We start from the raw sequence: 12,344 nt of genomic DNA on the forward strand, positions 1-12,344 counted from the left end.
ATTACGCCCCCTTTTCCTTTTGGAACAGCGGAGAAGCTTGATAGGAGGAAAGCCAGTTCCAGACGATTACCGTTATGATGCCTTCCGTCACCGCCAACGGCACTTGAGTAATGGCAAAAATGCCGGCGAATTTCAAAAACGAGGCGGTGACTCCCCCATCAGGAGACGGAAACGCCAGGGCAAGCTGCAGGGACGTCATGACATATGTAGCCAAATCAGACAAACAAGCGGCAAGAAACAAAGCCGCTCGATTGGATACCGCCCCTTTTCGGCACAGTTGATACACTCCGTACGCGACGAACGGGCCGACGATCGCCATCGACATCGCATTGGCCCCAAGCGTCGTCACTCCTCCGTGGGCAAGAAGCAGCGCTTGAAAGAGAAGAACGACTGTGCCGATCACCACCATCACCCATGGTCCAAACAAAACCGAGCCGAAGCCGATCCCGGTCGGATGCGAGCTGCTGCCGGTGACGGATGGAATTTTCAACGCCGACAATACAAATGTAAACGCGCCAGCTAACGCCATCAGAAGCTTATGTTCGGGGTGCTGCTTCAGCGTATGCACAAGCCGCCGCAATCCGAACACAAAGAACGGCAAAAACAACAGCCACCAAAACAGCGCCCATTTGACAGGCAAAAATCCTTCCATAATATGCATGGCATACGCTTCATTTTCATTCGTCAACAAAAAATAGGAAACGAACAAAGCCGCCATTCCGCTCCATCGAACCGCTCTCTTCATTTATCCCTTCACTCCTTTCGCAGCATGTTCCGTTTTCCGTTTTCCGCTTGGCGCCTCCCGTTCGCCGGCTGGCGTCAACACCAATTCGCCTTCGTATTCATACGTCGCCCACTCCCGCATCGGAACCCCCTCACCCAAATGGGCGCGCACAACCTCCTTCGCCCGCTCCGGCGTCATCTGTCGATACCAGAATGCCTTGCGGATAGACGATCATCACGCACGCGTCTTGGCATCGTCCGTTGCAGCGCGTCCTTGTTGTATGGACAGCGTCGTCAAGCCCGAGACGGGCGATCTCCTCGCGCACCGCCGTTGTCACGTCATCCCCGCCATGGCGGAGGCACGTCCCTCCGTTGCAAATGAGCACATGATGCTTCATTCCCCGCAAATCCCATGTCGCCACCGAATCCCCCCTTTTTGGCTAGAATGATAGAATTTAGACGCAGACAGACGGGCAGGTTTTCGGCAAAAGAAAAAGCACCTCTACAGCAGAGGTGCAGAAAAATGTATACGAAAGCCGTAAACGGCCCAAACAGGCCCAATGCAGCCATCATTCTCCCGCACGTCTGCCTATAGTCCCGTAGGCATCCGTCCGATCCAAACAAGGCAGGTCTCCTGACTTAGGATCATCGCTTGACGGCGTCTTCCCGAAGCATCCTTCAGTGACTTGCTGCCGCAAAGCTCCCCATCACAGTGGCGGGCACCGTGCCGGATTTTCACCGGGCTTCCCTTTTCACCCAAACCCTAGAGCAGGCTTAGGCACCTTGTCTGTTTCTCGCCTATTGATCTTGTCATGGAACAAGCATCCGTTCTCATCGTAGTACAACTTGATGGCAGGCGTCAACCGTTTTTTGCCGACAAATCTTCGCGGGCGACGACAACGCCGTCGGCATCGGCGTACACGTATGCGCCCGGCTCCCAGCGGACGCCGCCGAACTCGAGCACAACGTCGCGGGCGCCTTTTCCTTCTTTTTTGCTTTTCACTGGGCACGTGCCGATCGCCATGACCCCAAGCGGCATGCGGCCGATTTCCGCCGAATCGCGAATGCAGCCGTGGATGATAACGCCGGCAAGCCCCCGGTCGCAGGCGATTTGCGCCAACCGGTCGCCTAATAGCGCCACGCGGCGCGAGCCTTTTCCATCGACCACGAGCACCGTCCCCGGCGGCACCGTCTCGAGCGCTTCACGGACAAGGACGTTGTCCTCAAACACGTCGACCGTCGCGATCGGCCCGGAAAACATCCGTTTTCCGCCGTACGATTGAAACGAAAGTTCGCACACTTGCAACTCATCTAAACATTGATCGCATAAATCAGCTGTTTTCATGATCCTCTCCCCTTTCGTTTTTTTCATTCGCCACCATTCGTCAAAATCCTGCCGACTCCACATTTTTTGCGGCGCTGCTTCTGCTCGGGCATCGGATGCGTGTCCTTGCGGGGCCGCTGAAAACGATAAAAAGATGTTCTCGTCCCCGCTTTCCGGCGAACGAAAAAACGGCCCCGCACAACATGGCGGAAGCCGTTTTGGCCGCCGGGACGAACGAGCCCCGTCCGGTGATTCAGCTGGGCTAGCTGGATTCGAACCAGCGCATCACGGAGTCAAAGTCCGTTGCCTTACCGCTTGGCTATAGCCCAACGTTTTGTTGTCGTTTACAGTATGCGGCATGATGGTGCACGTTATGCATCAACCTGAATATTCTTTTGCTTGATGTGCGACACTATCGGTACAAGCACCCTTTCCCCACTATATCACCCCGTATTCCCCTAACACTTGTTTTCCTGATATGATACTGGAAGGGGAGAGATGTCTATGCGCCGGATCACGGTTTTTCGCTTCTATCTTTGCGCATTGTTTTTGTTATCGCTGCCGATCGTCTTAGCGGCCGCGGCTGCCTGGCAGCCACCCAGCCAGCCGAAAACCACCGTCATCGCCCACCGCGGCGCGTCCGGACACGCGCCGGAGCATACGCTCTCATCCTACCGCCTCGCCGCCCGCATGAATGCCGATTATATCGAAGTCGATGTGCGCGCAACGAAAGACGGGAAGCTCGTTGTCCTGCATGATGCGACGCTCGCCCGGACGACAAATGTCGAAACGGTTTACCCGCACCGGTCGCCATGGCGGGTCAGCGATTTTTCATTGCGTGAGCTCAAAAAATTGGATGCCGGATCGTGGTTCGATCCACGCTTTGCCGGCGAATGCGTTCCGACGCTTGATGAGGTGGTTCGGATGCTGAAAGCGGAACGTGTAAACGTTCCGTTGTACGTCGAAACGAAACAGCCCGGCATCGAACGGGCGGTCGCCCGCCTATTGCAAAAACACGGCGTTCTCCAGCGCGGAAGCGTCATGTTTCAATCGTTCCATCCAGAAAGTTTGCAGGCGCTCCGCCCGCTCATCCCGCGCGGCGTCCCGCTCATTCAATTGGTCGGCGAAAAGGAAGCGCGAAGTGGCCGCGACGAGCTGTTGCAACAAATCGCCGTCTATGCCGATGGCATCGGCTTGCCGCTCTCAGCCGTCACCGAAGAGTGGGTGCGCGCCGCCCATGGCCGCGGGCTCATGGTTCACGTCTATACCGTCAATGAACCACACGATCTCGCTCGCCTATGCGCCATGGGCGTGGACGGTGTGTTCACCGATTATCCAGACCGCCCTGGCCGCATTGCCGCCTGCCGTCGTTTGCCCCGTCATTGACCCGCCTTCAGGGAGCCAGGGGGAACTCATTCTTTACATAATGTTATGACGGTTAATAAAAACGAAAATCGTTCCCATTTGATCCGATTCGGTTCATCATTTGAGAAAAAGGAGGTCAGATCGGCGGTCCGCCATCGGTCCGCTTTTTCGCCAAACCTCCCGTCCCCCACTCGTGTTGCTTTCGTCATCGCTTCGGAAACTGAAACGATAATTTCTTCTCGTTTTCATCCCAAACGAGTATGGCGTCAAACGTTTTCTCGCCTTTTTTGAATCCTTTGATGACATTCGTTTTTCCTTGAGAAAGCAGTTTTTTCACATTGGCCGCCGAAATCGATTTGCCGAGAATGCGTTTGGAAATCGTAAACGGGCATTTTGTTTTCGCGTACTGGTCGCAACCGTACAACGTTCCTTTGTCGACGACGGTCCCGCCGCAAAGCGGGCACGGTCCAAGCTTCTCGCCCATCGTTTTTTTCTTCCTTGTCCGTTGGATCGAGGCGGTGTCAACCCCTCTGAAATTCCAATTCGGCGCAGCGGCGATGGCGTCAGCGACCACTTTTTGCGCCAACTTTTTCACCTGTTCCATAAAGGCAGCGGGAGAGGCGCTCCCTTCGCCGATTTCGCTTAAGCGCTGCTCCCATTTCGCCGTCATTTCCGGCGAGGCGAGAATCGTGCCGCCGAGCGCCTCGATCAATACTTTCGCCTTGTCGGTCGCATATACGAGGTTGTTTTTCACTTCAATATACTTCCGCTCTTTCAGCATGGTAATGATCGCCGCCCTTGTTGCTTCCGTGCCAAGCCCTTCCGTTTTGGCGAGCACTTTTTCCAGTTCCTCATCGTCCAAAAATTTTCCCGCCGTTTTCATCAAGGTGATGAGTTCGCCTTCGGTATACCGTTTCGGCGGCTCGGTCTTCCCTTCTTTCACCTTGACAGCGGCCGCTTCCCCCGCCTCCCCTCGCTCAAGGAGAGGCAGCGCAGCATCTTTCTCCTCCTCATGCGGGCGGATGACCGCGCGCCATCCTTCCTCGACGACTTGTCTTCCTTTCGAAACAAAGCGGGCCCGGCCGTCAACGAGCGTCGTGACGGTCGTATAATCGATGACCGCCGCCTGATGGTGGGCGGCAATTAGGCGGCGGACGACCAAATCGTACACCTTCCGTTCGTCGGCTGACAGCTTCTCGGGATCCACCACTTGCTCGGTCGGGATAATGGCGTAATGGTCCGTCACCTTTTTCTCGTTTACATAACGTTTATTCTGTAAAATCGACGGCTGCGGCAACGGAAAATACGAAGCGTACGCCGGAAACGAGGACAGCTTTTGCAAAATGGCAGGGAACGTTTCCGCTTCCCCTTTCGTCACATGCATCGAATCGGAACGAGGATACGAAACGATCCCTTTTTGGTAGAGTGACTGCAGCACATCAAGCGTCTTTTTCGGCGAGAAGCGATACAACTTGTTCGCTGTCGCTTGCAGCGTCGATAAGTTGAACAACAGCGGCGGCTGATACGTTTTCCGCTCCGTGCGGACGTCGGCGACTTCCGCTCCTTTTCCTTGGCAAAAGGCAGCGATCTTTTTCGCCATCTCCTCGTCCTTGAGGCGCGTTTGGCCGTTTTCATCCGTCCATTTTCCTTCATAGCGCTTATCGCCGATGACAAACGAAGCGACGACTTCCCAAAACGGTTCAGGGCGGAACTGCTCAATTTCCCGCTCACGCCGGACGATCAGCGCCAATGTCGGCGTCTGCACGCGCCCGACGGAAAACACATCGTTCATCCCGCGCTCCTTCAGCAAGAGGCTGTACACGCGCGAGGCGTTCATGCCGACGAGCCAATCCGCGCAGGCGCGAGCGTACGCTTCCTCATAGAGCGGGCGCGTCGTCCGTTCATCAAGCAGGCGGCGGAACCCTTCCTCGATCGCCTTCGGGGTCAAGGACGACAGCCAAAGCCGCTTGATCGGCTTGTTGACGCCGCTTAGGCGGATGAGGTTGCGCACAATGAGCTCCCCTTCGCGCCCCGCGTCGCCGGCATGGATGATTTCCGTCACTTCCGGCTTTCGCAACAGTTCCTTGACCACTTGAAACTGTTTCGCCTTCGCTTTTTCGATCTCATACTCAAACCGTTCCGGGATGATCGGCAACGTGCCGAGCGTCCACCGCTTCCACTCCGGCCGATACCGCTCCGGCGGGGCGAGCTGGAACAAATGCCCGATCGCCCATGTCATATACGCCCCGTCGGGAAACAAGTCATTCGGCAAAATTTCGATATAGCCTTGCCGTTTTTTCGTCCGAAAAATTGAGGCGAGCGTCGCCCCTTGGTCCGGCTTTTCTGCGATAATGACCTTCATCGTCCTCTCCCCTTACGGCACATCATGCCCCATGGAGCTTTGTAAGATAGCGAACCATTGCTCGCGGGAAAGCGGAAGCGACAACGCCCGCACCGCCCGCTCGATGCGTTCTTGTTTCCCCGAGCCGACAATCGGCATCATCCGCGCTGGATGAACGAGAAGCCACGCGTACAACACTTCGTCGATCGTCTCAGCGCCCACCTCACCCCGCACTTGTTCAAGCGTCCCGCGCAACCGCACCGCCCGGTCATCGTCAGCGGAAAAAATCGCCCCGCCGGTGAGCGGCGACCATACCATTGGCGGAATGCGCTTCTCAAGGCAAAGGTCAACGGTGCCGTCTTCAAGATTTTCCAACCGATACGCCGATACTTCGATTTGGTTGGTCACGAGCGGAAACGGCAAATACGACTGAAGCATTTCCCACTGCGAACGTTTAAAGTTGGAAACGCCAAAATAGCGCACTTTTCCATCCTGCTTGAGTTGGAGAAACGCCTCGGCCACCTCTTCCGGGTTCATAAACGGATCCGGGCGGTGGATAAGCAATACATCAATATAATCGGTATGGAAGTGTCGAAGGGATTGCTCAACCGAAGCGATGATATGATTTTTGCTTGTATCGTATAATTTCATCCCGTACTTCGATGGCAGCTTGATGCCGCATTTCGTCACGATCTCGATCTGACCGCGCAAGCTTGGCTTTAACGCCAGTGCTTCGCCAAAGCGCGATTCACACGTATAGTCGCCGTAAATATCAGCATGGTCAAACGTCGTAATGCCGCGCTCAAGACAAAATTCAATGAGCCCGAGCAGCTGCTCGCGCGAATAGCCCCAGTCCGCAAGCCGCCAACAGCCGTGAATGAGGCGGGAAAACGTCAAATCGTCCGCCAACCGAATTCGTTCCATTGATTGTCTCCCTTTCTTTATTTTTGGCTAAAATCGTTCCGCTTGCGCATACTACCAACAAGAGGAAAAAACGGAAAGGACGTGATGATATGAAGCGCTGGCTTCTTGGGCTCGCCGCTGTGCTTCTTTTCGCCTCCCCATGGCCGGCATCAGCCGCCGAAACCGCATACGAATGGAACCTAGCCGACATTTATCCATCCGAAGCCGAGTGGATGCACGACTACAAGGCGGTGCAAAACGCCTTGCCGAAACTGGCGGCGTTTGAAGGAAAACTCGATAATGCAAAGACGATCGCCAAACTGTTCGCCCTCAACGAACAAACGGCCCGCAAGCTCGAAAAACTGTCGCTTTACACCCATTTAAAACGCGATCTGAACATTGAAGACGAGGCAGCGGCCCGGCTTGGGGCAAAAGTGGAAGCGCTCGCCGCCCAATATGCGGCGAAAACAGCGTTTATCGAGCCGGAACTGCTCGCCCTTCCAGAGCGGACGCTCAGGAAGCTCCAAAAAAGCAAACCGCTGAAAGCGTACCGCTATTACTTCCATGAGTTGCGTGAGCAAAAGCCGCATACGCTCACGAAACGCGAAGAACAGCTGCTCGCGAAACTATCGCCGGCGCTCGGCGAGGCGGAGAACATTTATGACCACGCCGCCCGCGGCGATTACGAGCCGCCATCTGTCACGATGCCGAACGGAAAAACGGTGACATTGACCGACGACCAATACGCCGCCATGCTCGAGCACCCGGACCGCCGCTATCGAAAGGCGGCGTTTGAAGCGAAAGCCAAAAGTTATGAAGCCATGGAACAAACCGCAGCCGCGACGCTGTATGCCTCGGTCAAAGCGGATGAATTGTATGCGAACGTGCGCCGCTATCCATCCGGCCTGGCCGCCGCGCTGGCCGCCGATGACGTACCAAAGGAAGTGTTCGACAACTTAATCGCCGCCACTCGCCGCCACTTGCCGGCGCTTCACCGTTATGTCGAACTGCGGCGGCGCGCGCTCGGGCTTGACCGCGTCCATAGCTATGACTTGTACGTGCCGCTTGTCGGTGAAACAATGAAGCCGATTCCGGTCGAAACAGCGAAGACGTTGATTTTGGAAGGGCTCAAGCCGCTCGGCGCCGACTATATCAAACAGGTGCACCGAGCGTTTCAAGAACGATGGATTGATGTCTTCCCGCGCCCGAAAAAATATACCGGCGGCTACAACACGGGAGCGTATGACACCCATCCGTTCATCTTGCTCAATTACAACGGTTCGCTTGATGGCGTATTGACAATGGCCCACGAGCTTGGGCACGCTATGCATTCCGTCTACACGAACCGCGCGCAGCCGTACCATTATGCCGGCCATTCGATTTTCACCGCCGAAGTCGCCTCGACCGCGAACGAATGGCTCATGCTCGATTATTTATACAAACAGGCGAAAACAAAAGAAGAAAAACTCCGCCTGCTCATCGAACAAATCGAGCAAATCCGCGGCACGTTGTACACGCAAGTGATGTATTCCGAATTTGAGCGGATCATTCATGACAAAGTGCGCCAAGGCGGCAGTCTGACAGCGGACGAACTGAACCATCTTTGGCTTGGCCTGCTGAAAACGTATTACGGCCCGGCGTACGCCGCCGATCCCGGCGCCGCGCGCGGCTGGCTGCGCATCCCGCATTTTTATGACGCCTTTTATGTATACAAATATGCCACTTCGCTCGCGGCGTCGTACACCATTGTGAGCGACATCCAAACCGATGCAAGCGGCAAGGCGGTGAAGCGGTACAAACAATTTTTGCGCTCCGGCGCATCCGATGATCCGATCCGTCTGCTCAAGCGAGCCGGAGTGGATATGACAAGCCCCGAACCGATCGAGCGGGTCTTAGATCATTTCGCCGAACTCGTCGACGAGCTCGATCGGCAGCTGTCAAGCCAAAACCGTCAGCGGTCTATATAGATGCAATTTAAAGCTTTAACATTTTTCGTCTTTGCCGGTCATTGCATCCGACTGTCGAGTGACCGAACAACGCCGCTTCCAGACCCATGAATGGGTCTGTGAAGCGAGTCGTTGTTCGGTCTTCCGTCACGCTAAGGCGTGACGGAGGCAAGCCACACGCTTGCCTTCGACAGTCAAAAATGGGCAAACCACTTTTCTGTCAAGGATATGTTAAACTTCTTTGTTGCATCTATATACATGAAAGAGGTGTCCCGCGCCGTTCGGGACACCTTTGTTGTTGCGGCGGAAAGAAGAATATCGCTTTGCGTTGCAACGCGCGGGACCGGTTAAGGCGGTCGATCGCGCACAAAGCGACACCATGCGCTTGCCCCGCAGCCAAGACAGTTATTCACTTAAAGATGCGCCGGCAATTTTTTCTTTCACCTTGCGGATGTTTTCCATCTTATTGTCCCAACACGCTTGGCTCAAATCGACGGGATATTGCTCGGGATTGAGCGTCCGTTTGTACTCCTCCCAAAACAAGCGCAAGCTTTCTTTTGCGTACGCTTGAATGTCCGGAAGCGGCGGCGACGTATACACCAGCCGGCCGTTGTCGAAGATCGTCACATGCAAATCACGCGCTTCGAAATTGGTGACGAATTTGCTGATGAACGTGTACACCGGATGGAACATTTTCAGCCGCTCTTCTTGCTGCGGGTTTTCGCTCTCTAAGGCGATGTAGTCGCCTTCCGCTTTATGGTTGATTTTGTTGACGATGCGGTACACCCGCTTCAGCCCCGGCGTCGTCACTTTCTCTGGATTGCCGCTGATTTTGATCGTATCGACCATCTCACCGCGTTCGTTTTCAATCGCCACCATTTTGTACACGGCGCCGAGCGCCGGCTGATCGTACGCCGTAATGAGCTTTGTGCCGATCCCCCACACATCGATTTTCGCCCCTTGCGACTTCAAGTTTAAAATCGTATCTTCATCCAAATCGTTCGAGGCGAAAATTTTCGCGTTCGGAAATCCGGCTTCATCGAGCATTTTCCGCGCTTCTTTCGACAAATAGGCCAAATCGCCGCTGTCGATGCGGATGCCGATAAAGTTGATTTGGTCGCCCAGCTCCTTCGCGACGCGAATGGCGTTTGGCACCCCGGACTTCAACGTATCGTACGTATCGACAAGAAAGACACAGTCTTTATGACGGCGTGCATACTTCAAAAAGGCGGTGTATTCATCCTGATACGCTTGAATCATCGAATGGGCGTGCGTTCCGGCGACCGGAATGCCAAACAGCTTCCCGGCACGCACGTTTGATGTCGCCTCAATCCCGCCGATATACGCTGCGCGCGCGCCCCAAAGCGCCGCATCCATCTCCTGCGCCCGCCGGCTGCCGAACTCCAAGGCCGGCTCATCCCCGAGAATATGCTTAATGCGCGACGCTTTCGTGGCGATGAGCGTCTGAAAATTGATGATGTTTAAAATGGCGGTTTCAATGAGCTGCGCCTCCGCAAGCGGCGCCTCGATGCGCATAATCGGTTCATTGGCAAACACCACTTCCCCTTCGCGCATCGAACGGACCGTGCCGGTGAAGCGAAGCGTCCGCAAATAGTCTAAAAAGTCGTCGCGGTAACCAAGTTCTTGGCGCAAATAGTCGATGTCGCTGTCAGAAAATCGGAACTGTTGCAAAAACTGAATGACACGCTCCAACCCAGCGAACACCGCATAGCCGTTGCCAAACGGCAGCTTGCGGAAAAACACTTCAAACACAGCGCGGCGCTCATGCATACGATCTTCCCAATACGTCTCGACCATATTGATTTGATATAAGTCCGTATGAAGCATCAAACTGTCATCAGCATATGTCTTCATGAATTGCTACCTCCAACACACGAATGACGGCGCCGCCGAATAAAACAATGTTCATCGTCTATTCTATCATGTTTTCTCCATTATTCCACTATTTCTGCGCCTAGCGTATGGCGAAAATGGCGGAGCGCCCATTCGTGTCCCGCCGCGTCGAAGCTCGCCACCGCCCGCCGGTGGACGACGATGCGAAATCCTTTGTTGTACGCATCGACCGCCGTATGAAGAACGCAAATATCGGTGCAGCAGCCGACCAAATGCACTTCCGTGATGCCTCTTTCGCGCAATTTCAGCTCCAAATCCGTTCCGGCGAACGCGCTGTAGCGCGTTTTGTCCATCCAATACACATTGTTTTTATGCTTGTTCCCCTGATACACCGCCTCGAGCTCCCCGTACAGTTTTCGCCCCTCCGTCCCTTCAATGTTATGCGGCGGAAACAACTTCGTTTCCGGATGATAGTCGTCTCCCGCCACATGCTTGTCAATGGCAAAGACGACAAAATCACCGTTGTCAATAAACTGTTTCGTCACCCGCACGAGCTCTTTTTCAATCGCCTGCCCCGGTTTCCCGCATGTAAGCGCGCCATGATCGGCGATGAAATCGACGGTGTAGTCGATGTTAATAAGCGCTTTGTTCATTCCCGTTCACTCCTTTTCCTCTTCCTGCATGGTCGGGTTGCTGTTTTTTCATCCCGCCTACATCTTGTTGGGCTTTTCTACCATTATATCATAGCAATATGGACAGCAGACAAGACAACAAATCCCCTGCCTGCTTTGAAGCAGACAGGGGATTGTCGAAGTCGTTTTAGCTGTTTTCCGCCGCTTTGGCCGCTTTCATTTGAGCACGCAAAATGAGCGACTGGATGATCGAGAAGCAGCCGCCGACGACCCAATAGAGCGACAGCGCCGATGGAACGGAGCTGGCGCCGATAAAAATCATGACCGGCACGATGTACGACATCATCACCATTTGCGGCATTTGTTCTTCAGCCATCGACGGCGACAGGCGGAGCGAGATGAACGTCGTCAACGCCGCTAAAACGGGCAAAATGAAATACGGATCGCGATGGCCGAGCTCGACCCATAAGAACGAATGCGTTTTAATTTCTTGCGTCCGCGAAATCGCGTAATACAGCGCCATAAAAATCGGCATTTGAATGAGCACCGGCAGGCAGCCGCTCGCCGGGTTGACGCCGTGCTTTTGATACAGCTGCATCATTTCTTGCTGGAGCTTGCGCTGCGTTTCCGGGTCTTTGCTTTTATATTTTTCTTGCAGCTTCATAAGCTCCGGGCGCAGTTTTTGCATGGCGATCGATGCGCGGAACTGCTTCAAAATGAGCGGCAGCAAGCAAAAGCGGACGATGAGCGTCAGCACGATAATGGCGATGCCGTAATTGTCGCCAAACCAGTGCCCAAGCGTCAAAAGAAGCTTCGACATTGGATAGACAAAATAATGGTTCCAAATGCCTTGGCTATGTTCGTCGATCGGTTCGTTGCGGTTGCAGCCGGCAAGAAGCAAAACGGCGCCAAGCAGCACCAATACCCATTTTTTCATGAAAAGCCCTCCTTCAATATCATGTTGCAAAATCATGCCGTTTCAACATAAAGGAAAGGGCCTTCCATCCTCATCCGTTCGGCTTGTCCGTTCCCGAACGGGAATTTTCCGCCGTTGCGGCAAAAACAGCGGGCGCCATGGAAGCGCCGCCCGTTCGGCGCCTCCCTCTGCTTCATGCTCGCGAACCGCGGCCAACGCCGGTTCATAAAACAGCGAACCTGCCATCCGGCGCGCGCTCGTATGTCCTTTCATGATGATCCATAGCGCGCCGACAAGCGACATATACACAAGCAAATCAATAGGCGCTTCCATGCGTCCA

Annotated in this window: 10 protein-coding genes, 1 tRNA gene, 1 pseudogene and 1 riboswitch; of the genes and pseudogenes, 2 read left to right on the plus strand and 10 right to left on the minus strand. The window is 54.6% G+C overall.

What is annotated here, in order from left to right; all coding sequences use genetic code 11:
• Position 1: 1 nt before the first annotated feature.
• The 4 genes and pseudogenes from ACR1UW_RS10450 to ACR1UW_RS10465 form a co-directional block, all read right to left on the minus strand.
• A complete protein-coding gene (locus tag ACR1UW_RS10450) occupies positions 2 to 745 on the minus strand; it encodes an energy-coupling factor ABC transporter permease (RefSeq protein WP_020754781.1) in 744 nt (247 codons plus the stop codon).
• A pseudogene (locus ACR1UW_RS10455) lies at positions 746 to 1,145 on the minus strand ((2Fe-2S) ferredoxin domain-containing protein).
• A gap of 185 nt (positions 1,146 to 1,330) precedes the next feature.
• Positions 1,331 to 1,524, minus strand: a riboswitch (cobalamin riboswitch).
• A gap of 58 nt (positions 1,525 to 1,582) precedes the next feature.
• Positions 1,583 to 2,068, minus strand: coding sequence for a ribonuclease E activity regulator RraA (gene rraA, locus ACR1UW_RS10460; protein WP_060788108.1), 486 nt, complete (start codon positions 2,066 to 2,068; stop codon positions 1,583 to 1,585).
• 236 nt (positions 2,069 to 2,304) lie between these two features.
• Positions 2,305 to 2,376 (minus strand) — tRNA-Gln (locus ACR1UW_RS10465).
• Between the two features lie 175 nt (positions 2,377 to 2,551).
• Between ACR1UW_RS10465 and ACR1UW_RS10470 the strand changes: the two genes are divergently transcribed.
• Positions 2,552 to 3,433, plus strand: coding sequence for a glycerophosphodiester phosphodiesterase family protein (locus ACR1UW_RS10470; RefSeq protein WP_289651093.1), 882 nt, complete (start codon positions 2,552 to 2,554; stop codon positions 3,431 to 3,433).
• Positions 3,434 to 3,617: 184 nt separating this feature from the next.
• On the opposite strand, the gene ACR1UW_RS10475 is transcribed toward ACR1UW_RS10470, so the two are convergent.
• Positions 3,618 to 5,774, minus strand: a complete 2,157-nt coding sequence (locus ACR1UW_RS10475; RefSeq protein WP_498933219.1) for a DNA topoisomerase III — start codon at positions 5,772 to 5,774, stop codon at positions 3,618 to 3,620.
• Positions 5,775 to 5,786: 12 nt separating this feature from the next.
• A complete protein-coding gene (locus ACR1UW_RS10480) occupies positions 5,787 to 6,677 on the minus strand; it encodes an aldo/keto reductase (RefSeq protein ID WP_049625996.1) in 891 nt (296 codons plus the stop codon).
• A gap of 89 nt (positions 6,678 to 6,766) precedes the next feature.
• On the opposite strand from ACR1UW_RS10480, the gene pepF reads away from it, so the two are divergent.
• Positions 6,767 to 8,623 (plus strand): M3 family oligoendopeptidase, encoded by a 1,857-nt coding sequence (gene pepF / locus ACR1UW_RS10485; protein ID WP_498933222.1) that lies wholly within the window; start codon positions 6,767 to 6,769, stop codon positions 8,621 to 8,623.
• A gap of 384 nt (positions 8,624 to 9,007) precedes the next feature.
• On the opposite strand, the gene ACR1UW_RS10490 is transcribed toward pepF, so the two are convergent.
• From ACR1UW_RS10490 to ACR1UW_RS10505, 4 genes are all read right to left on the minus strand, one after another.
• Positions 9,008 to 10,477 carry a nicotinate phosphoribosyltransferase gene (locus ACR1UW_RS10490; RefSeq protein ID WP_015374911.1) on the minus strand — a complete coding sequence of 490 codons (1,470 nt, stop codon included), beginning with the start codon at positions 10,475 to 10,477 and terminating at the stop codon, positions 9,008 to 9,010.
• Between the two features lie 80 nt (positions 10,478 to 10,557).
• Positions 10,558 to 11,109 (minus strand): cysteine hydrolase family protein, encoded by a 552-nt coding sequence (locus tag ACR1UW_RS10495; RefSeq protein WP_015374912.1) that lies wholly within the window; start codon positions 11,107 to 11,109, stop codon positions 10,558 to 10,560.
• Between the two features lie 166 nt (positions 11,110 to 11,275).
• Positions 11,276 to 12,025, minus strand: coding sequence for a membrane protein insertase YidC (gene yidC, locus ACR1UW_RS10500; protein WP_100659234.1), 750 nt, complete (start codon positions 12,023 to 12,025; stop codon positions 11,276 to 11,278).
• Between the two features lie 42 nt (positions 12,026 to 12,067).
• The gene (locus ACR1UW_RS10505; protein WP_015374914.1) at positions 12,068 to 12,337 is read right to left on the minus strand and encodes a hypothetical protein; all 270 of its coding nucleotides are present in this window, start codon (positions 12,335 to 12,337) and stop codon (positions 12,068 to 12,070) included.
• Positions 12,338 to 12,344 lie beyond the last annotated feature (7 nt).

Source organism: Geobacillus lituanicus, assembly GCF_050994965.1.
In the GTDB taxonomy this organism is placed as follows: domain Bacteria; phylum Bacillota; class Bacilli; order Bacillales; family Anoxybacillaceae; genus Geobacillus; species Geobacillus stearothermophilus.

Excerpts from the sequence above, each read along its gene's own strand:
- ACR1UW_RS10495 (WP_015374912.1), bottom strand. The coding sequence starts at position 11,109 with ATGAACAAAGCGCTTATTAACATCGACTACACCGTCGATTTCATCGCC.
- pepF (WP_498933222.1), top strand. The coding sequence starts at position 6,767 with ATGAAGCGCTGGCTTCTTGGGCTCGCCGCTGTGCTTCTTTTCGCCTCC.
- ACR1UW_RS10490 (WP_015374911.1), bottom strand. The coding sequence starts at position 10,477 with ATGAAGACATATGCTGATGACAGTTTGATGCTTCATACGGACTTATAT.
- ACR1UW_RS10475 (WP_498933219.1), bottom strand. The coding sequence starts at position 5,774 with ATGAAGGTCATTATCGCAGAAAAGCCGGACCAAGGGGCGACGCTCGCC.
- yidC (WP_100659234.1), bottom strand. The coding sequence starts at position 12,025 with ATGAAAAAATGGGTATTGGTGCTGCTTGGCGCCGTTTTGCTTCTTGCC.
- ACR1UW_RS10470 (WP_289651093.1), top strand. The coding sequence starts at position 2,552 with ATGCGCCGGATCACGGTTTTTCGCTTCTATCTTTGCGCATTGTTTTTG.
- ACR1UW_RS10480 (WP_049625996.1), bottom strand. The coding sequence starts at position 6,677 with ATGGAACGAATTCGGTTGGCGGACGATTTGACGTTTTCCCGCCTCATT.
- ACR1UW_RS10450 (WP_020754781.1), bottom strand. The coding sequence starts at position 745 with ATGAAGAGAGCGGTTCGATGGAGCGGAATGGCGGCTTTGTTCGTTTCC.
- rraA (WP_060788108.1), bottom strand. The coding sequence starts at position 2,068 with ATGAAAACAGCTGATTTATGCGATCAATGTTTAGATGAGTTGCAAGTG.
- ACR1UW_RS10505 (WP_015374914.1), bottom strand. The coding sequence starts at position 12,337 with ATGGAAGCGCCTATTGATTTGCTTGTGTATATGTCGCTTGTCGGCGCG.